Origin of the sequence: Paenibacillus sp. SYP-B3998 (genome assembly GCF_010820665.1) — a bacterium.
GTDB lineage: Bacteria > Bacillota > Bacilli > Paenibacillales > NBRC-103111 > Paenibacillus_E.
Genome location: NZ_JAAIKC010000001.1, coordinates 721,650 through 742,813, shown reverse-complemented (window position 1 = coordinate 742,813; position 21,164 = coordinate 721,650). Strand labels below are relative to the sequence as shown.

Annotated in this window: 20 protein-coding genes; 3 read left to right on the top strand and 17 right to left on the bottom strand. The window is 45.3% G+C overall.

The genetic code is table 11. From position 1 onward, the window contains the following. Position 1: 1 nt before the first annotated feature. From GK047_RS03265 to GK047_RS03235, 7 genes are read right to left on the bottom strand one after another with little or no spacing between them, the layout of a single operon-like run. Positions 2 to 943 carry a nucleoside hydrolase gene (locus GK047_RS03265; RefSeq protein WP_163941066.1) on the bottom strand — a complete coding sequence of 314 codons (942 nt, stop codon included), beginning with the start codon at positions 941 to 943 and terminating at the stop codon, positions 2 to 4. A gap of 14 nt (positions 944 to 957) precedes the next feature. Next, the gene (locus GK047_RS03260) at positions 958 to 1,929 is read right to left on the bottom strand and encodes an ABC transporter permease (RefSeq protein ID WP_163941062.1); all 972 of its coding nucleotides are present in this window, start codon (positions 1,927 to 1,929) and stop codon (positions 958 to 960) included. 1 nt (position 1,930) lies between these two features. Next, the gene (locus tag GK047_RS03255) at positions 1,931 to 2,989 is read right to left on the bottom strand and encodes an ABC transporter permease (protein ID WP_163941059.1); all 1,059 of its coding nucleotides are present in this window, start codon (positions 2,987 to 2,989) and stop codon (positions 1,931 to 1,933) included. Further along, complete coding sequence (locus tag GK047_RS03250) at positions 2,986 to 4,536, bottom strand: ABC transporter ATP-binding protein (protein ID WP_163941056.1); 1,551 nt, start codon at positions 4,534 to 4,536, stop codon at positions 2,986 to 2,988. The genes GK047_RS03255 and GK047_RS03250 overlap by 4 nt, the downstream gene beginning before the upstream one ends. A gap of 25 nt (positions 4,537 to 4,561) precedes the next feature. Further along, complete coding sequence (locus GK047_RS03245; protein ID WP_163941053.1) at positions 4,562 to 5,629, bottom strand: BMP family lipoprotein; 1,068 nt, start codon at positions 5,627 to 5,629, stop codon at positions 4,562 to 4,564. 48 nt (positions 5,630 to 5,677) lie between these two features. Further along, positions 5,678 to 6,589: a ribokinase gene (gene rbsK, locus GK047_RS03240; protein WP_163941049.1), complete on the bottom strand. Its 912-nt coding sequence runs from the start codon at positions 6,587 to 6,589 to the stop codon at positions 5,678 to 5,680. Next, positions 6,582 to 7,589 carry a substrate-binding domain-containing protein gene (locus GK047_RS03235; RefSeq protein WP_163941046.1) on the bottom strand — a complete coding sequence of 336 codons (1,008 nt, stop codon included), beginning with the start codon at positions 7,587 to 7,589 and terminating at the stop codon, positions 6,582 to 6,584. Before GK047_RS03235 ends, rbsK begins: the two co-directional genes overlap by 8 nt. A 423-nt stretch (positions 7,590 to 8,012) precedes the next feature. On the opposite strand from GK047_RS03235, the gene GK047_RS03230 reads away from it, so the two are divergent. The 3 genes from GK047_RS03230 (at position 8,013) to GK047_RS03220 (ending at position 10,612) form a co-directional block, all read left to right on the top strand. Next, complete coding sequence (locus GK047_RS03230) at positions 8,013 to 8,351, top strand: L,D-transpeptidase (protein WP_163941043.1); 339 nt, start codon at positions 8,013 to 8,015, stop codon at positions 8,349 to 8,351. 285 nt (positions 8,352 to 8,636) lie between these two features. After that, positions 8,637 to 9,353 (top strand): C40 family peptidase, encoded by a 717-nt coding sequence (locus GK047_RS03225; RefSeq protein ID WP_163941038.1) that lies wholly within the window; start codon positions 8,637 to 8,639, stop codon positions 9,351 to 9,353. 380 nt (positions 9,354 to 9,733) lie between these two features. Next, on the top strand, positions 9,734 to 10,612 hold the full coding sequence (locus GK047_RS03220) for a transposase (RefSeq protein WP_163941035.1): 879 nt from the start codon (positions 9,734 to 9,736) through the stop codon (positions 10,610 to 10,612). A gap of 464 nt (positions 10,613 to 11,076) precedes the next feature. Here GK047_RS03220 and GK047_RS03210 read toward each other — a convergent pair whose 3' ends face one another. From GK047_RS03210 to GK047_RS03165, 10 genes are all read right to left on the bottom strand, one after another. Then, entirely contained in the window at positions 11,077 to 12,156 is a 1,080-nt protein-coding gene (locus GK047_RS03210; protein WP_163941032.1) for a Gfo/Idh/MocA family protein, read from the bottom strand. A gap of 23 nt (positions 12,157 to 12,179) precedes the next feature. After that, entirely contained in the window at positions 12,180 to 13,256 is a 1,077-nt protein-coding gene (locus tag GK047_RS03205; RefSeq protein ID WP_163941029.1) for a Gfo/Idh/MocA family oxidoreductase, read from the bottom strand. Positions 13,257 to 13,450: 194 nt separating this feature from the next. Further along, complete coding sequence (locus tag GK047_RS03200) at positions 13,451 to 13,903, bottom strand: hypothetical protein (RefSeq protein WP_163941027.1); 453 nt, start codon at positions 13,901 to 13,903, stop codon at positions 13,451 to 13,453. A gap of 35 nt (positions 13,904 to 13,938) precedes the next feature. Continuing rightward, entirely contained in the window at positions 13,939 to 14,904 is a 966-nt protein-coding gene (locus GK047_RS03195; protein ID WP_163941024.1) for an ABC transporter ATP-binding protein, read from the bottom strand. Then, entirely contained in the window at positions 14,897 to 15,880 is a 984-nt protein-coding gene (locus GK047_RS03190; protein ID WP_163941021.1) for an ABC transporter ATP-binding protein, read from the bottom strand. Before GK047_RS03190 ends, GK047_RS03195 begins: the two co-directional genes overlap by 8 nt. A 14-nt stretch (positions 15,881 to 15,894) precedes the next feature. Then, complete coding sequence (gene opp4C / locus GK047_RS03185) at positions 15,895 to 16,767, bottom strand: oligopeptide ABC transporter permease (RefSeq protein ID WP_163941018.1); 873 nt, start codon at positions 16,765 to 16,767, stop codon at positions 15,895 to 15,897. A 16-nt stretch (positions 16,768 to 16,783) separates the two neighbouring features. Next, positions 16,784 to 17,737, bottom strand: coding sequence for an ABC transporter permease (locus GK047_RS03180; protein WP_163941015.1), 954 nt, complete (start codon positions 17,735 to 17,737; stop codon positions 16,784 to 16,786). Continuing rightward, positions 17,734 to 19,473 carry an ABC transporter substrate-binding protein gene (locus GK047_RS03175; RefSeq protein ID WP_163941011.1) on the bottom strand — a complete coding sequence of 580 codons (1,740 nt, stop codon included), beginning with the start codon at positions 19,471 to 19,473 and terminating at the stop codon, positions 17,734 to 17,736. Before GK047_RS03175 ends, GK047_RS03180 begins: the two co-directional genes overlap by 4 nt. Positions 19,474 to 19,668: 195 nt before the next feature. Continuing rightward, on the bottom strand, positions 19,669 to 20,580 hold the full coding sequence (locus tag GK047_RS03170; RefSeq protein ID WP_346010277.1) for an ArsR family transcriptional regulator: 912 nt from the start codon (positions 20,578 to 20,580) through the stop codon (positions 19,669 to 19,671). Positions 20,581 to 20,688: 108 nt separating this feature from the next. Then, a complete protein-coding gene (locus GK047_RS03165) occupies positions 20,689 to 21,141 on the bottom strand; it encodes a cupin domain-containing protein (RefSeq protein WP_163943590.1) in 453 nt (150 codons plus the stop codon). Between the last annotated feature and the right edge of the window lie 23 nt (positions 21,142 to 21,164).

Here is a 21,164-nt window from a genome sequence, read left to right as displayed (position 1 = left end):
TCTATGTGTAGTTTTTCAAAGTTTGGATGAGCATGTCCCAGAACTTCACTTGATCGAGTGTGAAGGCAACATTCACGTTGGGTTCCCTGCCTGTGACCCCAAGCAGGTCAATGACGGTCATTCCATACGTGTGCTCCCCTTTCGTTTCAATATCTACCCGCAGCTTCTTCGTTCCGAATGCGGTCGGATCGATACAGTAAGCGACGCAGCAAGCATCGTGAATTGGCGCGCCAGCGAAGCCGAATACTTCTTTGTACGTATGAGCGAAAAATTCCAATAGCTCGTGAACGAATTGGGCAATGTGATTATCTACAGCAAGAATCCGTTCATGGATATCGTCGGTTACGATCGCTTGATGCGTTAAGTCGAGGCCCATCATCGTGATGGGGACGCCGCTTTCGAAAACAACCTTAGCCGCTTCTGCATCGACATAAATATTGAACTCCGCCGCAGGCGTTGTATTGCCGAAAGTACCTCCGCCCATAATAACAATTTCCTGTATTTTAGGCAAAATTGCCGGCTCCTTGCGCATCGCCATCGCAATATTCGTCAACGGTCCGACAGGCACTAACGTTATGTCGCCTGCCGATGCCATAAGCTTGTGAATGAGGAGATCAACCGCGTGCTCGTTCTCCACCTTTTTACTCGGATAAGGAAGCAAAGGACCATCCATACCGGATTCACCGTGAATGTCCGGCGCTGTTCTCCGTTCTCTAATAAGCGGCTGTCCAGCACCTTTGGCAACGGGAATCTGTGTAATACCGGCCAGCTCGCAAATTTTCAGCGCATTAAGTGTCGTCTTCTCGACCTCGGCGTTACCGGCGACCGTCGTGATCGCGATTACCTCCACATTTGGATTGGCACCTGCCAGCAAGATCGCAATAGCATCATCGTGCCCTGGATCGCAGTCGATGATTATTTTCCGCTTCGTCGTAGTATCCATGATTCGCTCCTTTTTTAAGCCGTTGCCGCTTTTACTGGTCCGTCGGCCTGCGCTCTGAGTGCTTCATTCAGTTTTCTTTTCTTCCGAACCGCAAAAAATACGAGAGCAACAATCGTGACGAGATAAGGAATCATTTGGATAAACTGACTTGGAACCTTACTGCCTGGAATCGTCTGTACAACAGTAGCAATCGCACTTGCCAAGCCGAAAATAAGCGATCCAAACAAAATACCGATCGGATTGCGATTCCCTAGCAGAACAACGGCCAGTGCAAGAAAACCGGTACCTGCTGTCATGTCTTTCACAAACATGCTCGTCATACCCATTGATAAGTAGGCACCTGCTAATCCCGTAAACAACCCGCTCCATGCAAGCGCTGAAAACTGTATCCGATTCACTGAAATGCCAAGCGACTTAGCCGCCTGCGGGGCTTCGCCAACCGAACGGAGATGGACGCCATAAGGTGTTTTATAAAGAATAAATACACAAAGCAGAACAGAAAGGAAGGCGATCCACGTCATAAGACTATGCCCGCTTAACAGTTTATTCAAATAAGGTACGTTTTCGATAATAGGAATGCGTACTACCGGGATGTTTGAAAGCGAGGTCGGTGAATAGTTCCCCGTCACTCCGAAAATTTTGTTCATCAAAAATATCGTCACACCAGAACCAAAAATATTAACGGCAAAGCCGGTAATGATCATATCCACTTTCAGTTTGAGGGAGAAGAAGCCCATTCCATAGCACACGAGCATAGAAGAAGCTACACCTGCCACCAAACCGAGAACCCAACTGTCCGTAACGGAACCGACGGCAATCGCACTGAAGGCTGAAATTAGCATTAAGCCTTCCAGACCGATGTTGATAACACCGGCGACATCAGCGATAAGTCCGCCCAAAGCCGATAGTAAAATCGGTGTTGTAAATCTTAACAAGACGACAAACAGAGATAAGTCGATGATTTGTGCCCAGAGAGCTGGTAACATTTTACTTCACCGCCTTTTGACGCAGCGCGAATTTTTGCTTCAAATACGTAAAGATAGCTTGCGAGGATACGAATAGAACCAACATAACTTGAATGACAATCGCCAGCTCACGCGGCATATCGCTGCCAACTTGCATCTGCGTGGCGCCCACTTGAAGGTAGGCATAAAACAGACTCACTGCTACAACCCCTATCGGGTGGTTTCTTGCAAGCAGCGCAATAATGATTCCGTCAAAGCCTAATCCGGATGAAAAATTATCCTTGTAGGTGCCATGAACACCGAGAATTTCAACAATACCAGCGAGCCCAGCTAGGGCGCCGCTGATCATGACGCTCATAATAACAACACGTTTTGTTGAAATACCGCCATAATCGGCAAACCGACTGTTTTTACCAACTAAACGCAGCTCATAGCCAGATCTTGTTTTGTACATAAACAGGTAAATAACAACAGCAGTCAGGAGGGCAACGATCACACCGTAGTGCGCGGGAAACCCTGCGAATATTTTGCCCAACCGAGCGCCATCACCCACATAATGCATACGGGCATAACCGCCGCTTGCCGGATCCTTGAAGACGTTGTTAACCAAATAAGAAGTCGTAAGAATTGCAACGAAATTCATCATTAGCGTAGTCACGATTTCGTTAGCATTCCAGCGGGTCTTGAGCCAACCCGGTATCGCACCATAAAGAGCACCGCCAATCATCGCGCTAATTAGTACCATGGGGACCATAATCCATGCGGATAGCCCATGTACGTAAACAGCGACAAGAGAACCTACGAAAGCACCAACATATAACTGACCTTCCGCTCCCATGCTGAAAACACCGCTTTGAAATACGACAGACAACGCCAAACCTGTGAAAATAAGCGGAACTGCTTTATTCAAAATCGTACCGATGTTAAATGCCCCTGATAACGGGCCTCCGAGCAAAGAGCTGATCGCCTCCATCGGCTGATGACTGGAGAACAAAATGACGACGAATCCGCAAAGGATAGCCATGATGGCTGCGGCAATGATACCTGTGATTTCCAAATATAGAGCTTGTCTTGTATTCATTGGAGCGCCTCTTTCCTTTCCTGACTCTTGATCCCCAGCATGTAATAGCCGATTTCTTCCTCGTTCAGCGCATCGTTGTTATCGAGTACAGCGACCAAGTTCCCGTTGTATAAAACACCAATTCGATCACTTAAGCTCATGACTTCCGAAAGCTCAGCAGAGACGAGCAGCACCGCCGTGCCTTCATCGCGCTTCTTAATAATCTCCCGATGAATAAATTCGATCGCTCCAATATCAACGCCCCGCGTTGGTTGCGCTGCGATGAGCAGCTTCGGATTTTTGGAAATCTCTCGCGCAATAATCACCTTCTGCAAATTCCCACCAGACAAGGATCCTGCCAATGTTTCTTCGCTCTGTGCGCCACGAACATTGAAATCCTCCATCATTTTACGAGAGAAATCGCGAATCTTTTTCTTGTTTAAGAAGGGTCCCCATCGGTATTCGGGATTGCGTCCTACATCTAATATTAAGTTTTCAGCAATCGTGGAGGTCAAAGATGCACCCGTCGTTTGCCGATCCTCTGGAATATGACCAATTTTCATAGCACGGATATCAGCTACACTTTTATCGAGCAGATTGTCACCCTTGTATTTCACGCTTCCAGACGAAGTCTGACGCAAGCCTGTAATCGCTTCCAAAAGCTCTGTCTGTCCGTTCCCTTCTACACCAGCGATGCCGAACACTTCTCCTGCGCGAATCTCGAAGCTGACTTGCTTCAGCATTGCACTGCCCTTATCGTCTGCAGCACTCAAGTTTTCAACGGAAAGTACAGTTTCCTTTGGCTTTGCGATCTCTTTCTCCACGCGAAAAAGTACGTCTCGGCCAACCATCAAACGGGAAATTTCTTCTTGATTGGTTTCCTTGGTCATCAATGTGGCTATCGTTTTACCTGCCCGAAGCACCGTAACCCGGTTCGATATTTCCATCACCTCGCGCAATTTATGGGTAATGAAAATAATCGTATACCCCTGCCTCACCAAGGTTTGAATCGATTCAAACAATTCGTCCGTTTCCTGTGGCGTCAACACTGCCGTAGGTTCATCCAAAATAATAAGACGAGCACCGCGATACAACACTTTGATAATTTCTACGCGCTGCTTTTGCCCAACAGAAATGGTTTCGACCGCTGCCTGAGGATCTACCTTAAGCTTGAAGGTTTCAATCAGCTTCTCAATCTCAGAAAACTCCTTAGCCCGGTCCCGTACGAGGGAGAAAAGCCCTTTGACGGGCTCCTCACCAAGCACGATATTTTCCGAAACCGTGAGCGAGGGGACAAGCATGAAGTGCTGATGCACCATCCCCATGCCCTGTTTAATGGCATCTTTAGGTCCTTGGAACCGGAGTGGCTGATCTTTGTAGAGGATTGAACCGCTCGTCGGCGCCTCCAAACCAAATAATATTTTCATGAGAGTCGACTTCCCGGCTCCGTTCTCGCCGACCAGCGCATGAATTTCCCCTTCATGCACGGTTAAATCTACACCGCGGTTCGCCTTCGTACCATTGGGGTAAGTTTTATGGATGTCTTTCATCTCCAGCAAAATAGCCATGGCTGCGTTCCCCCTCGTTACCGGCTTATTTCAAAGTTGATTGTACTTTGATTTCGCCTTTGTTTAGCTTTTGTTCAATTTCCATAATTTTATCTTGAATCGCTTTTGGCACGTGTTTGTTGTATAGATCGTCTTTCGCTAAACCTACGCCGGCTTCTTTAATACCCAACACTTCGTTTTTGCCGAAGCCTAGTCTGTCTTGGCTGAATAAAGTCAATGCACGAAGAACCGAGTTGTCAATGGCTTTTACCATAGAAGTTAATACGCTGCCTGGATATAGGGCATTTTGATTGGAGTCTACACCGATTGAATATTTACCTAGTGAATTAGCGGCTTCCAGCATACCGAGCCCCGCCCCGCCCGCAACGTTGAAAGCGATATCAACCTTTTGCGTATTAAATTGAGCAAGCCCTAATTCCTTTCCTTTGGGAGCGTTTGCAAAATCACCAACATACGAAGCGACAACCGTTATTGCAGGATCCACGTATTTTGCACCTTGCTCATAGCCAGCTTTAAAGTCATTAATAATCGGAATGTCCATGCCGCCAATAAAACCGATCACCTTTTCAGGATTAGCACCTTTCAGCTCCGTGCTTGTTGTAACCAACGCTGCAAAAGCGCCTGCCATAAAGGAACCTTCATTTTGCGAATACGTCATAGAATATACATTTGGAAGTCCTGAAATGGCTTCATCAAAGAAAATAAATTTTTGCTTCTCATAACGTTTCGCCACATCTTTAATGATATCTGTCATTTGACTCGTACCTAATACGATAACATCGTATTTGCCGCTGGAAGCGAGAGATTCCAACCCTGCAGGCCAATCAGCTTGGTTCGTACCGCCTTCTACGGTCTTCACATCCATGCCAAGTGTTTCACCAGCTTGCTTCACGCCTCTTTGTGCGGAGTCAAAAAAACCTTTGTCACCAAGCGTGCCATTGACGAAATACACAGCATTGATTTTTTTGCCTGCCGCAGCTTTACCTGCATCGCTAGGTTTCGGAGCTTCCGTGCTTGTTTTGGCACCACACCCTGCTAAAAACACCAGTACAGACAGCAGCAATAAAGCAGTGATTCCTAATCTTTTTCTCATTGAATAGTTCCCCCTCAGGATGATCTAATTTATTCTTCAAAACTAATTTCAAGAGAACGCTTCCAAATCTTGTTTAGTCGGCATGCCCGCCTGAGCGCCAAGTTTCATTACCGACAAGGCAGACACCTTGCAGGCAAACGCTACGGCTTCTGTTAGCCCGCTGCCCAGAGCCAGCGAATAAGCAAGTCCACCATTGTAAGCGTCGCCTGCTCCCGTTGTATCAACGACAGCAACACGATAAGCTGGAACTTTTCCAAGCGTGTCATCTTTGCGCAGAAAAGCGGAGCCTTCCTCGCCGAGTGTAGTCACAACGCAACGCGGTCCCATACCGAGCAAAGCTTCCATCGCTGTTTGCAGGTTATCACCCGAAGCATCAATCCCAGTAAGCGTTGCCAGCTCAAGACGATTCGGCGTGATGTAATCGACACTGTTGAGCAGCGAAGCCGATAGCTTGCGGGCAGGCGCTGGATTCAAGATGACCATCTTACCTAACTTCTTTGCTATTTCACACGCAGCCGTCGCTGTTTCGAGCGGGATTTCCAATTGCACGAGTACGACATCCTGCTCGTTGATGATTTGCTCCAAAGCTTGAATGTGTTCTGGCAAACAGGATGCGTTCGCACCAGGTATAACTACGATCTGGTTGTCAGACTCTGCCAGCATAATGGAGGCAATGCCAGTCGGCGTTCCCGTAATCCGCTTGACATGATCTGTGGAAATACCATCCTTTTGAAGCGATTGGATGAGCGATTGTCCGAACATATCGTCTCCAACAGAGCCGATCATAGTCGTCTGGGCGCCCAACCGTGCAGCCGCTACAGCCTGATTCGCACCTTTACCTCCTGGTATAAAGTGGACATGCTCGCCTGTTAGTGTTTCCCCAACACGTGGAAATCGGGACGTTTCCACAACAATGTCCATATTTAAGCTCCCGATGACCACAATACGGGGTTTATTCATCGTTTCTTTTCCTTTCTGTCGATCCTCGAGTAATGAGCTTCACATCGAACAGATGGGTTTGCTCCTCTTTAATATCGCCTTCGATCTTTTTAATCAAAAGTCGCGTCGAGAGCATGCCCATGTCATAAATCGGCTGTGACACGGTCGTAATTTCCGGTTCAACGATAAGCGTCAAATCAATGCCGTCAAATCCGCAAAGGGCCACTTGATCTGGCACGTGTAGCCCCATGCGCTGGAGTTTCTTAAGCGCACCTAGCGCCATGGTGTCGTTGCCTGCAAAGATACCATCGATATCCGGATGACGCTGCATCAAGTTCTCAACAGCTGCCATCCCGCCATCAACGCGGAAGTAACCAGGCTCAACTAAACTTGGCGAATACCATGGAAGATGCTTGACCGATTGTTCGTATCCGATCAACCGCTCTCTTCCCGTTACGGTTTCTTGTGGTCCATAAATGTGAGCAATCTTCTTACAGCCCACATCCATCAGATGCTGCACAGCCATCTGGGCTCCTTCTAGATGTTTGGAGCTAACCACGGAGCAGGAAGCATCTCGCGGCGCTCTATCGAGCATGACAAGCGGAATTTTTTCATTCTTCAACGCTTCCACATCATCAGAACGAAGATTATAGGAGGCGAATAGAATGCCATCCACATAACGCTGCTTCAGCACCTTAATATACGTTTGCTCTTTGTCCGCTTGATTGTCCGAGTTGCACAATATTACCGTGTACCCATACATCCGTGCTACATCTTCAACAGCTCTGGCTAGTTCAGCGAAAAATGGATTTGTAATATCGGGAAAAATAAGGGCGATCGTTCCCGTCTTCCTTCCCGCGAGGCCTCTCGCTATGGCGTTAGGCTCATACTGAAGCGTCTTAATCGCTTGCTCCACTTTTAGCTTGGTATCTTCGTTAACATACCCATTTTTGTTCAAAAAACGAGAGATTGTTGCTACCGAAACCCCAGCCAATTTCGCGACATCTCTTATCGTTGCCACTTGTACTTCCCACTCCTAGTGATGCGAGCAACCAACTAAACACCCCCATAATCAGGTAAGTAGGGTAACGGTTACACATATCCGATATTTTCTTTTATCTCTATGATTGTCAATGTTTTAAAAGGAAATATGAACCAAATTACTTCATGTAAAAAATAATGTGTAACCGGTTACATACTTTCTGTTTTCATTATAAACTGCCTTTTTAATACGTGTCAAGAAAAAATGCTTACTGGCATGCAAACAGCCCTTCAGCTGAAGCGCAGAAAGGAACTAGCTTGCTTTTCATCGTTCGGGTGCTCCAAGTCCAGAAACTACGAAGCGCATCGATCCTTTTAAATGGCGATTTGGGAGCCAGCAGTCCTGATAAGTGCCCTGCTCCTTTTACCAAATGAACATAATATACATTGAGGTGATAACCCTATGCCAAAATACCGCATTATCGTGGATCTATCCGATTTCCAGTTATATCTCCTGGATGGAGATCGAGTTACCCGTGGTTTCCCCGTAGGTATTGGGAAGATGGTAACGCAAACACCGCTCGGTCAATTTTACATTGTAAATAAACAATCCAATCCAGGAGGCCCTTACGGTGCATTTTGGATGGGGCTGAGTAAGCCTCATTATGGCATTCATGGCACCAATAATCCGTCTTCCGTCGGGAGACGAACGTCGCATGGTTGCATTCGCATGTATAATGACGATGTACTTGAACTGGCTGCAATCGTCCCCCTCCACACGCGTGTGAACATACGACCTTAAAGTCCTAGCCTACAGCATTTGCTGCACAGGGGCTTTCTATTTAATTACCAAGTAAATTTAAGGACTGCCCCTTTTCGTTGAAAATGCTTTTTATGCCAATCAGTTTTTAATTTACCTGTCAAGGAATTATTTCTCATTCATTTCTAATGAAATTCTAATAATCTCCTCTTTTTCAAACTGTGTATAGCTTTCCCCCTCTAGCGGTAAATATTAGGTCATTCCACCTGTGTTAAAGTAAAAACAGGTACCAACCTATTACTGCGATCCATAAGGAGGAAATCAACTATGCAATTGAAAAAGAAGAACCACCTTGGAAAATCGACTATCGTATCTTTAAGTTTAGCTCTATCGATGTTCGCTGGATTTTCTACAACCGCTTTTGCTTCACCCGTAGCAACCGCTACTGTGAACAAAGGGGTCAACTTCCGGGCCGACCAAAGCACAAGCGCTCCTGTCTGGGGATTCGTTAAAGCAGGAACTGTTCTTCCTGTTGAAGCTGCCAATAATTACTGGGTATTAGTTGACTACAACGGTAAACAGGGTTATGTTTCTCGCTCTTATGTAACCGTACATGAAAAAAATTCATCACCTTCGCCAGCGCCGACTCCGCAACCTGCACATAGCGCTTCCTCGGCGAGTAAAATTATAAGTACCGCACAGTCATTTCAAGGTAAAGTAAAATACGTCTTTGGTACCAGAGATCAGCAACGACTCCTTCTAGATTGCTCTTCATTCACGCAATACATATTTCAACTTAATGGAATAAGCATTCCTTGGGGATCAAAAGCACAAGCACAAGTTGGTACTGCTATTCCAAGAGACCAACTCCAACCTGGTGACTTAGTATTCTTCAGTGTAAGTACACCCGGTCAAATCAACCACGTCGGTATCTATATGGGCAATGGTCAATTCATAAACAATTTACCGAATCAAGGTGTAGTCGTTTCAAATTTCAATAATGCCTATTGGACAAGCCATTATATTACTGGCCGACGCGTATAAAAATAAATCCCAGACCAAGAACCACCCCTTCCAGCAAGGGGTGGTTCTTGGATAGAAAAACCCTTTTGATCACTCAACTTATCTGACTACTGGCCCTTTAGCTCAGAAAACGCCTGTTTATTTCTTTCAGAACACTCCCCACTTTACGCACTATACCCATGACTCAGATAGGTGTTCTACTAATGGAAGCCTCCCTTCAAAATCTCTCAAGCTAGCCCCTTATATATTCGCCTCTATGCACACTATCCCATAGGCTCAGATAAGATTTTAAAAGTTTCAGATAATACCACATTAAAGGTTTTTTCACGCTTGAAATAAGATCGTATGTTCGATATAATGGAAGGAACTAATGTTCGTTTAATTGAGATGGAGGAGATGCCTTGATTATCGCAACTATGTCTTTGGAACAATTTCAAATGGCTTACTCCACTGAGGAGGCATGCATCGATTATATATTTCAATCTAAATGGCCTGATGGATTCATATGCCCACGCTGCCAACACCGGCAAGCCTACGTAACAAATACTCGCAGGTTACCTTTATATGAATGTTCTCATTGCCGTCACCAAACATCTCTAACCGCCGGCACTCTGATGGAAGGCAGTAGAACGGAGCTGCATAAGTGGCTACTAGCCCTTTTTCTCATTTCTCGTACGGATAAAAGTATTAATGCCGTCGAGCTATCTAAACTTATTCAAGTTACCTATAAAACGGCATGGTTAATTTTGCATAAAATCCGCTTAACGATACAAAAAGCAGATCAAAAAACACCCCTATCCGGTTCAATCCGAATTAATTCGGCCGTTTACGGGCGCCCTTTTAATCCATCTACTCACAAACACCCAAAAGAGCACCTTCTGCTTGTAGGTTCTTCCCTCAATGAAAGAGGAGAATCCACCTATTTAAAATTAAAATTCATCACACCAAATCATCCCAGAGAACGGCATATTCCCCGTTCTGAACTCATTTCCTTCAACAATACACATATCCAATCACCATCGAAACATATTGAAACTGTCACTGGTCTTTACAGCCCTAAACGTACTCGTCCACTTATGACCTTTGCCTCCAAAGCCAGCAGCTGGCTCAATGAAACCTTCCATGGTATCGGTGCGGCACATCTGCAAACCTATCTAGCTGAGTTCTGCTATCGATTCAATCTTTCGATCAAAAACACGCCAATCTTCTCTCATTTATCTCATCTATGCTTTTCGAACCCTACTTTAAATTGCTCTCAAGCAGTTCAAACTGCCGCTTAATAAATCATCTAGCTTCTACTTCTGCTTCTACTTCTGCTTCTACTTCTACTTCTACTTCTACTTCTGCTTCTGCTTCTACTTCTACTTCTACTTCTACTTCTACTTCTACTTCTACTTCTACTTCTACTTCTGCTTCTGCTTCTACTTCTACTTCTACTTCTACTTCTACTTCTACTTCTGCTTCTAATTCTAATTCTATGCATATGCTTGCACTCGCTGCTACTGAAACCGAGATTACAGAAGTTTGTCTTAAAAAGGTGCACGAGAAATTAAACTCTACGTATTCATTTTCTGAGTCGATGGGATAACACCCATAGGGAGTGACGATGCATTATGAATCGAGGAGAGGGGCTCTTTGGGTATGATAGTGCATTATGCCCTCTTGATCAATCTCATTTATGATACCAAGGCAATCTGGTCACTAAGTCTTTCGTCAATGTAAAAAGAGAGGCCATTGGCCCCTCCTACAAGTAAACTGCTTTCCCAGTTCGTGCTGATTCGTAGATAGCTTCTAATATTAACGAAACAACATACGCTTGTTCTGGCGTTACGACAGGATCCATATTGTTCTCAATCGCCTGAATCCACTGTCTCATTTCTGCGTCGGGAGCACTATCCGTAGCACCATCATAAAAAGCGACGCCACCTGCCTTCAATTCTACATTGGTTGTGAACAGGCGGCTATTTTTCTCCCCATTAATTCGGAGTCCCTCTTTCATATCAGCGCCACCTTCGGTACCGCACAAGGTGCATTTAGCTTCATCGACTTCAAGTGTATTCAGTGCCCAACTCGATTCAAGAATAATTGTCGCGCCGTTCTCCATGACAATCATACCGAAAGCGGAATCCTCCACTGTAAATTGGCTTGGATCCCAAGGCCCCCAAGCATTTGCCGCATTTTCACGTTTGGACAACTCATGGTAAGCAGTCCCCAATACAACCTTCGGCTTGTAATTGTTCATCATCCAAAGCGTCAAGTCTAATGCATGTGTACCAATATCAATTAGGGGACCGCCTCCTTGCTTTTCTTCATCTAGAAATACGCCCCAAGTAGGAACAGCACGGCGGCGAATAGCATGCGCTTTCGCAAAATAAATATCGCCTAGCTCGCCCTCTGCACATAGTTGCTTCAAATGTTGGCTGTCAGCGCGAAAGCGATTGTTGTAACCGATTGTCAGCTTTTTCCCTGTACGCGCTGCTGCTTCAGCCATAAGTTTGGCATCAGCTGCTGTCTTTGCCATCGGCTTTTCACACATAACATGTTTACCTGCTTCAAGTGCCGCAATCGCAATGACAGCATGTGAATCGTTTGGCGTAAGCACATGAATGATATCGATAGATTCATCTTCTAAAAGCTCATGATAATCGGTATAAACCTTTGCATCCTCAGCCCCATAAGCTTTCGCAGCTTCAACCGCTTTTTCTTTCACGATGTCACAAAAAGCAACCATCTTCACATTGTCTAGCTTTTTCAAACTTGGCATGTGCTTTCCGTTAGCAATACCGCCACAACCGATAATACCAATATTATAGCTATGAGACATGTTTATTCCTCCAGTATGTTGATTTATAAGCTTATTTCAACTTCACGCTTCAATTGTGACGAGCGAAGGATGCCGTCTATAATTGCTTGATTTCTTACGATGAGTTCCCCTGGAATCGGAGCGGGCTTCCCTTGCTGCACGGCCTCTACGAAATCGCGCACTTTTTCATGAAACAAGTTCTTGCTGTGTTCAATGAGTGGAATACTACTTTCCGTATGGTGACCTCGAACATCATGAAACATCGTGACAGAACCAACTTTCCCATCGTACACACCGCTCCATGGCCCTTTACCCGCTGGTGTTACTTTGAGTCCAGCCTCAGTGCCCAGGAAGAGCGTTGGACCTAGTGTATCCATATGCATCGCCCAGGATATTTTGAAATTCAGTACCAAATCTCCTTCGAATCGAATCATAGCGACGCCGAAATCTTCAACATCAAAATGGCTTGCTTCCTTATGAAATCTAGCATTCGTACCGAAGTGGTTGCTGCTGTAAGCGGATACGGTAAGTGGTTTTGGATACCCCATCGCATTCAGTGCCATATCCAGTGAATAACACCCGATATCGGCAATAGCTCCTGCTCCGGCAATTGATTTACGGATAAACGTGCCGCCTGGCATTCCCCTGCGGCGTCCGCCTCCTGTTTCAACGTAATATACGTTCCCCAACTCTCCAGATTGGACCAAATCTTGAATAAGCTTCATATTCGGGTCATATCTTGGTTGAAACCCGACATTGAGCATAAAGCCGGTCTGAGCAGCTGTTTGCGCCATTTCTACCGCTTCCTCTAGCGTCACGGACATAGGTTTTTCCAACATTACATGCTTGCCTGCACGGAGTGAATCAACCGTTGTCTGGTAATGAGCAACGTTCGGGGTACAAATACTAACGGCATCAAGGTCCAGTTCAAGCAACCTTTTGTAGTCATCAAACGCTTTCGTTTCTGCCAAATCCCAATGATCGGTGAATTGAGCTGCTTTCCCGGGGATTGTATCCGCCACAGCAACAATTTCAACCTCGCTTAACTCTCGGTATGCCTGTACATGAGCTCCAGCGATCCCGCCGCTACCGATAATCCCAATCTTTAACTTTGTGCTCACAGCTTTCCCTCTCTTCTATTGAACAGACTACCTACAATATATGAAATACAGACATCTGCCATTACTTTAGCACAGGAAATCATATATTTTTAGTCTAACTTCAGGACAAAAAAAGTATAATAATGCGACACTTTATTGAAAAAGGAAAAACCGTATGCCTCACACTTTTCAGTGTGCGCATACGGTTTTAGCTATTATGCTTTTTCAAGTTCTATGCCGACTTCAACAAATTCCGCAGTTGTTGCCCCATGAATAGAACTAACTATGAGTTTCCAATGCTTCGGAACAAGCAATCTGATTCGTAGAAAGTCCGCTTCACTTAGTTTTAATTTTGTGATGAAAGATCCTTGAATTTCATAATCCGCACCCTCATGCTTGTTAAACTTGATTGAGAGTAAATTTTTGATGCCGCCAATCGTTATAAAACTAAATTGATAACCATCTAAGACTGCCGCCTTTAGAAGTTCTCCATGTTCATGATTATAGGCAATGAAACCTTCCCAATTGATCTCTGAATGAATAGCAGCCAGTAATTCGGTTTCATTATTCCTCTTTAAAAGCTCTATCGTCTCAGCGTCCGTAAAGCCTTTGGCGCGAATCATTTCTAGCCTCAGTCCGTAAGGCTGAGGTAATTTAACGCCCAGCATACTGCTTCCTCCCCGTTAACCTCTTAGTTAATTGATTATACCAAATGACAGGCAACGAAATGATTGCCCCCTACCTCGCGAAACTCAGGTACAAGTTCCTTACATGCGGCGACCGCTAATGGACATCTCGTATGAAACTTGCAACCGGAAGGCGGGTTTGCTGGGCTTGGGATATCTCCCTTGAGCACAATTCGCTCTCTTTTGATTTTGGGTATAGGAATCGGAACCGCCGACAGCAAAGCTTTGGTATACGGGTGCAACGGATTCTGAAACAATTCATTCCTAGAGGCTGTTTCTACCATTGAACCTAGGTACATAACGCCAATTCGATTGCATAAGTGTTCAACTACACTCAAATCATGGGAAATAAACAGATAAGATAGATTTCGTGTTTCCTGCATCTTGCGGAACAAGTTAATGATCTGTGCTTGAATGGAAACATCCAATGCTGAAACAGGCTCGTCGGCAATAATAAGATCAGGATTCAACACAAGCGCGCGGGCGATTCCAATCCGTTGTCTTTGCCCCCCGGAGAACTCATGCGGAAAGCGGTCAATGTGATAGCTCGACAGGCCACATGCATTCAACACATCAAGCACGCGTTCCCTTACTTCTTTCGCTGGAAAGAGACCGTGATCGATCAGCGCTTCGCCTATAGCATCCCCTACACGAACACGGGGATTTAACGAGCTGTATGGATCTTGAAAGATCAACTGCATCTTGGGACGCATCTTCCGCAGCTCTTCATTCGGCAGCTGGTACAAATCAACACCCTTGAACTTCACTTCTCCAGCCGTTTTCTCCGTCAGACGAATGACCGTGCGTCCCACTGTGCTTTTACCGCTTCCGGACTCACCGACAAGGCCGAAGGTTTCACCCGGCTGAATGGTGAAGCTGATGCCATCAACGGCTTTTACTTGCCCAACCGTGCGGTTTAACAACCCGCTTTTTATCGGAAAATACTTTTTTAAATTTTGAACGTCCAAAAGCGCGTCAGACATGAATAACCGCCTCCTCATAGAGCCAGCAGGCGACTTTCTGCCCATTCGCCACGTTTTTTAGCACCGGCTCTTGGGTCCGGCAGATGGCCATGCAGTGTTCGCAACGGTCATGGAAATAACAAGATTCCTTCAATTCTAGCGGATTAGGAACTTGACCAGGAATCGAGTACAGCTCATCCTGACGCTGATTAATGACTGGCTTGGATTTCAACAGACCGCGTGTATAAGGGTGCTGCGGATTCTGAAAAAGCTCCACAACCTCCCCCTCTTCAACAACTTTACCCGCGTACATCACAACTACGTAATCCGCCATCTCAGCTACTACGCCGAGATCGTGCGTAATTAACAGAATAGACATCTGCGAATCCGCTTTAAACTTTCGCAGCAAGTCAAGAATTTGCGCTTGAATCGTCACATCTAGCGCTGTCGTCGGCTCATCTGCAATAAGCAGCTTGGGCCTGCAAGAAATGGCAATCGCAATCATAATCCGTTGCAGCATCCCTCCGCTCAATTCATGCGAGTACGACGTGAAAATTTGTTCCGCTCTGGAAATGCCAACCTCGCCAATCAACTCAATAGCCCGCTTCTTTGCTAGCTTCTTATTCATTTTCTGATGCTCAATAAGAGGTTCTATAAGCTGCTGTCCAATGGTCAAAACGGGATTGAGCGAAGACATCGGCTCTTGAAATATCATCGCTATCTCATTCCCGCGGACGGCGCGAAGCTCATTCTTGTTAAAGGACAACAAATCTTGGCCATCAAACCATATATGCCCACTATTTACTTTGCCAGCAGGTCCTTCGATTAGCCCCATAATCGACATTGCTGTAATACTCTTGCCGCTGCCGGATTCGCCAACGATGCATACGGTTTCTCCTTGTCGAACGTGAAGTCCCACATCATCAACAGCTTTAACGACGCCGTCTTCCGTTTTAAAATACGTTCGCAGGTGCTCTATCTCTAGTAGATCTCTCATTGGATGTGTCTCACCTACCTCTTCTGTTTCGGATCGAGCACATCGCGAAGCCCGTCACCAAAAATATTAATCGCTATGACTGTTATAAAAATCGAAAATCCAGGCGGTATCCACAGCCATGGCCGCTCCTGAAAATCAATCATATTGTTAGCCGCATCGATCATATTTCCCCAGGTTGGCGTTGGCGGCATGACACCAAGTCCGAAGAAGCTCAGTACCGATTCACTCAATATGGCCCCGCCAATGTTCAATGTCGCAATAACAATGAGCAGCGGGACTAAATTCGGCAGCAAATGATTAAACAATTTACGACGATCGCGCAAACCGAGTACAACGGTAGCCTGCATGAACTCCCGCTCCCGCAAGCTCAGCAATTGGCCCCTTACCATGCGGGCCAAGCCAGGCCAACCGACAAAGCTAAGCATTAGCATAACGATGTACATCCGGTACCCCGTCGGCACTTTCCACTCCGACAAAAGTGCCCCAAAGATGAACAAGAGCGGCAAACTTGGAATCGTCAACAGCAAATCCGCAATGCGCATAATAATTTGATCTACAATTCCTCTGTAGTAACCTGCAATCGCTCCGAGCAATGAACCAATGACAACAGAAAGCACCATAGAGGCAAGGCCAACAGTCAAAGAGATACGCCCCGCCTGCAGGACACGCGTCATAACATCTCGTCCTAATGAATCGGTCCCTAACCAATGGTGCAAGTTAGGCGCTTTATTCATCATCGCCATATTAATTTTGCCATTCGTATAAGGTGAAAATAACGGGCCAATGAAGCAAGCCATGAACATAATAACAACAACTACACAACCGATAATTGCTAATTTATTTCTGAGCAAACGCCGCAGCGATTGCTTCCAAAGTGATGATGGCATCTCATTATTCTCCCTGCTACAGTCTGACTCGCGGATCGGCTACGTGATACAAAATATCCGAGATAAGCGTACCAATGACCGTAAGGATGGCGATAAACATCGTAAATCCCATTAGCAGCGGGTAATCCCGAAGCGCAAAGGACTGCATATATAGTTGGCCAATTCCAGGCCAGTTAAATATTTTCTCAATGATCAGCGATCCACCGAACAAAGCAGGCAATTCAAAACCTACAAGGGTGATTGCAGGTAAGAGCGCATTGCGCAGCGCATGCGTGAACAGTACCTTGCCTTCCTTTAGCCCTTTCGCGCGAGCTGTTCGGATGTAGTCTTGTTTAATAACATCAATCATGTTACTGCGGAAATAACGTGTCAGGGAACCTAAACCAAGCAAGGTCATGACAATGACTGGAAGTGTCATATGTTTCAGCACTTCCTTCAGGTAAGCTATACCAGTCGCATTACTCCCCGTCGTTAGCATGCCGCCTGGTGGCAGCCATTTCAAATCAACCGCTAATACTTTGATTAAATAGAGACCGATAAAAAAAGACGGTATAGACATCGCTGCAAAAATGACGATCATGACAATCGTATCAAACCATGAATATTGCTTGTACGCCGCAACTACCCCGACGATAACCGCAATCAACCAAGTTAGGAATGTGGAAACAATAGCTAACAGAAACGAATTCCACACATATTGATTAAACAGCTTCAAAACTGGCTGCTGCTGCGCCATGGAGAATCCGAAATCTCCATGAAAAGCATTTTTCATCCAGAGCGCGTAACGCTCCAGCAGCGGTTTATTCAGGCCATAAATGGCCCGAAGCTCCGCTTTTCTTTCCGGTGTCAGCTTGATGTTGCCGCTAATGAAATCTCCCGGTGTCAGCGCATATAAGCTGAAAATGAGGAAGGAAGCGGCGAACAAAATGACAACCATATAAATGAGTCTTTTCGAAACGTACGTACTCATGGCTGTTTGCTCAATGACCAGTTCGGCAAGCTTGTTGACAGTCCGTTAAATGGACTTACAGACAGATTTTCAATTCGACCATTATAGGCATAGACTGTTTTCTTATAATTCGTAAAAATAACGGGTAGTTCATCATTCATCAGTTGGTAAATTTCTTTGTAAATCTTTTTACGCGCTTCGATGTCTACGGTCGCTAACCCTTTATCATACAGTTCTTTGAATTTCGGGTTATTGTAGCCCTTAATTTCTCCATCTACAAACTGCTGCAGGCCATCGGCCGGATCCGTAAGCATAGAAGTGGAGAAAGTAACCATATCGAAATCCCCGCTGTTTACTTTCGACACTAGGGAGTTAAAATCAGCGAACATCTCAGGTTGGAATTTTACGCCAAGCGCCTTGAAATTCTCCGTGGCAACAGCAATGAAGTCGTCCGTTTGTTTGCCTTTCGAACCAAGGAAATGAATCGATAGCGGTTTGCCGTCTTTCTCACGAATACCATCTGCTCCTGGCTTCCAACCCGCTTCCTCCAACAGCGACTTCGCTTTTTCTACATCATATTTATAAGGATTGATGCCGTCCTCCGTGTACGCCCAAGATATCGGCGAAGAGGGAATATTCGCAATCGCTCCTGCACCCTGGTTGGCGTCAACATAAATACTTTGGCGATCTAAACCATAAGCAAAAGCTTGTCTTACTTTCTTATCTTTCAATTGCTCGTGCTCCAGATTGACCTGAACATAGCCATAAACGCTTGGCGTATAAGGCAAAATGTTAAGGAAGCCTAATTTCTTCAGCTTATCAATATTTTCTTTCGTTGCGCTGAATGATGCGTAGTCCACTTCACCAGTTTCCAGGAACTGCCACGTATCGCCTTGTGAAGTTTTATAAATAAAATGTTCGGTTTTCGGTTTTCCATTAAAATAATTTTCGTTAGCTACGAAGCGAACTTCTTGCCCTGGAATGAATTTATCAAGCTTGTAAGGGCCAGTTCCAACTGGTTTCTCATGTAGCTTCTTCAAATAATCCAGCTGTCCGAACTGATAGTCTTTACCGTAGTAAGCCTTGGAGAGAACATCGGAACCTAACGTCACAAGTGCAGTTGCATTAGGCTGATCCAACGTAACAGAAATCGTCAATGGGTCGATCACTTTTATGCCTTCGATCGTTTTGGCTCTACCTTCTTTGTAGTCTTTGCCGCCCTTAACATGCAGCACATCGACTTGTGTGTCGCCGTCGTAAGCTTTATCATGCAATATCGTCCATGTAAACGCCACATCATCTGCGGTAATCGGTGAACCGTCGCTGAACTTCAAATTAGGACGCAAGTGATACGTAATCGTCAAGTTATCAGATGAAACATCCCATTTTTCTGCAAGGCCAGGCGTCGGTACGCCTTTATTGTCCACGGTTACTAGAGGAGTGTACAACAAGGAGGAGACGTTGCCGTCATAACCGCTTTTTTGAAAATATGGCGTAAAAGCTCCGCTCGGATCTGTAAGTCCAACAATAATCGTATCTGTACGCTGCTTCGCGATGTTCGGCAACTTGCTTAGATCAGCAGCTTTAACTTGTTCAGTAAGTGCATTTGCAGCAGGTGCAGCCGTTTTGCCTGCATCGGTAGATGTCGGTGTGTTGCTGCCTTGCGCTGGTGCTGCTCCTTGATTATCCGAGCAAGCAGCCAAGAGCAACGAACCTACCGTTAATACTGTGGATAAAACAATTAACCTCTTTTTCATAAATATCCTCCTCATTCTAATTCCGACTAAAATAGTATGTTTAAGCTGATATTCATATTATAGGAATGATTGTCGGTTCTGTAAAGAGAGAACTCTAAATTTTTTCTTAAATAACAGAATTGTTTGCTTGTTCGTCAAAAATAAAAAGACCAATCTCCTTCGAATAACCGAAGTGCGCATGGTCTTTACTTTTTTTCAACGTTGTTCGATATAACCGAGCAATTTATTATGCATATGCTGAAGGGCTCCAGCTCTTAGGCTGTATTCCGTCAGCGTCTCTCCCTCGAAATGAGCGTGAATTAATCCTGCGCTTCGTAATTTCGAAATGTGATCGTGCGTAATGCCCTTGGATAATTTCAAGTGACGAACAATTTCAATAAAGCTTCGTGGTCCGTGGTGAAGATATCTTAATATTTTCAATCTGCTCATCTCCGCTAAGCTCTTAATCATGCGATATGCATGGGGAGAAAGCGTCTCTTCATCGCTGAAATAAATTCTCGCGGAGTAATTGCAGAGCGTTAAACGGCCAAAGTAACATATTACATTGATGGGCTGAAAATGGTACTGAGGAATCAAAATCAGCTCCTCCAGCCCCTTCATGGGTTTAAAAAGCAATCCATTCGTTGTCTCGTCCACAAAAGCATCTGATGTCATGACTGGCAGCGCTTCCTTACGTGCCTGCTGTTCACTGCTTAATGAATGAATAATGGCTGAATCAAGCTGTCTAAAATATTGCTCGTTCCATTGTGTAAACAACGACAAGGTCCGAGAACGAAAAACGGCCATGTTGGTCGGAAACTGATTGCTATACGCAGCTATCAGCTCATATAAATCTCCCGGCGTCAAGCTTTCTAGCCATGTGAGAAACGGCTCCGCGCCTCGTTTATCCGGACATAAATGAACGAGCAGATACGTTAATTTCCAGTCGTTGTCTACTTCTACTTGATCAAGCAGACCTACCAAATCAGGTGTCAATTGCTTTCTGGTTTCCTTTGCCCAGGATGAGGTTAAATCAATTTTTTTGTGGGATTTCCGACAAATATAGGTATGTAGACTATTCATAATCTCATGCAAAGGCTCAAATGCTACGTCTATTCGGTAACTCACCGTGACACACCCTTTCTTGTATCTATTATAGCTACTCGCCTTAAAAGAATAAAACAGAAAAAAACAGAGCCTTCTTCACAAGGAAGAGACTCCATCTTTGGCAAGACCTTATTTGGCAATGAGCTTGAAATCGTCATAATGAAAGCCTGGCGCAACGACACAAGATACAAACACAGGCTCCGTTCCCAAAGGTCTGGCCTTTTGCCACACATTTGCAGGAACAAGCGCTTGCGCTTGCTGACCATTCAGAACGTCCGGACCTATGATAATCTCCTGCGTTAATTCAGGGTGTTCGCCCGTTCCTCCGAGCGAAAGGACGAGTGGGCTTCCTGAATGCCACAGCCATAGTTCATCAGACAGCACGGTATGCCAATCTGAGCTTTCGTCAGGATGTAGTAAGAAATAAATCGAAGTAGCGGCATAACGCGATCCTGAATAGGCTTCGTTTAGAACCTCCTTCGGGATCTCGAAGGATGCTTTCCAGAGCTCTTTGTACCAACCGCCTTCGCGATGCTGTTTCAACTGCAGTGCTTCAACAAGTGGAGATAATTGTTTTGTTATCATATGATTTCTCTCTCTTCTCT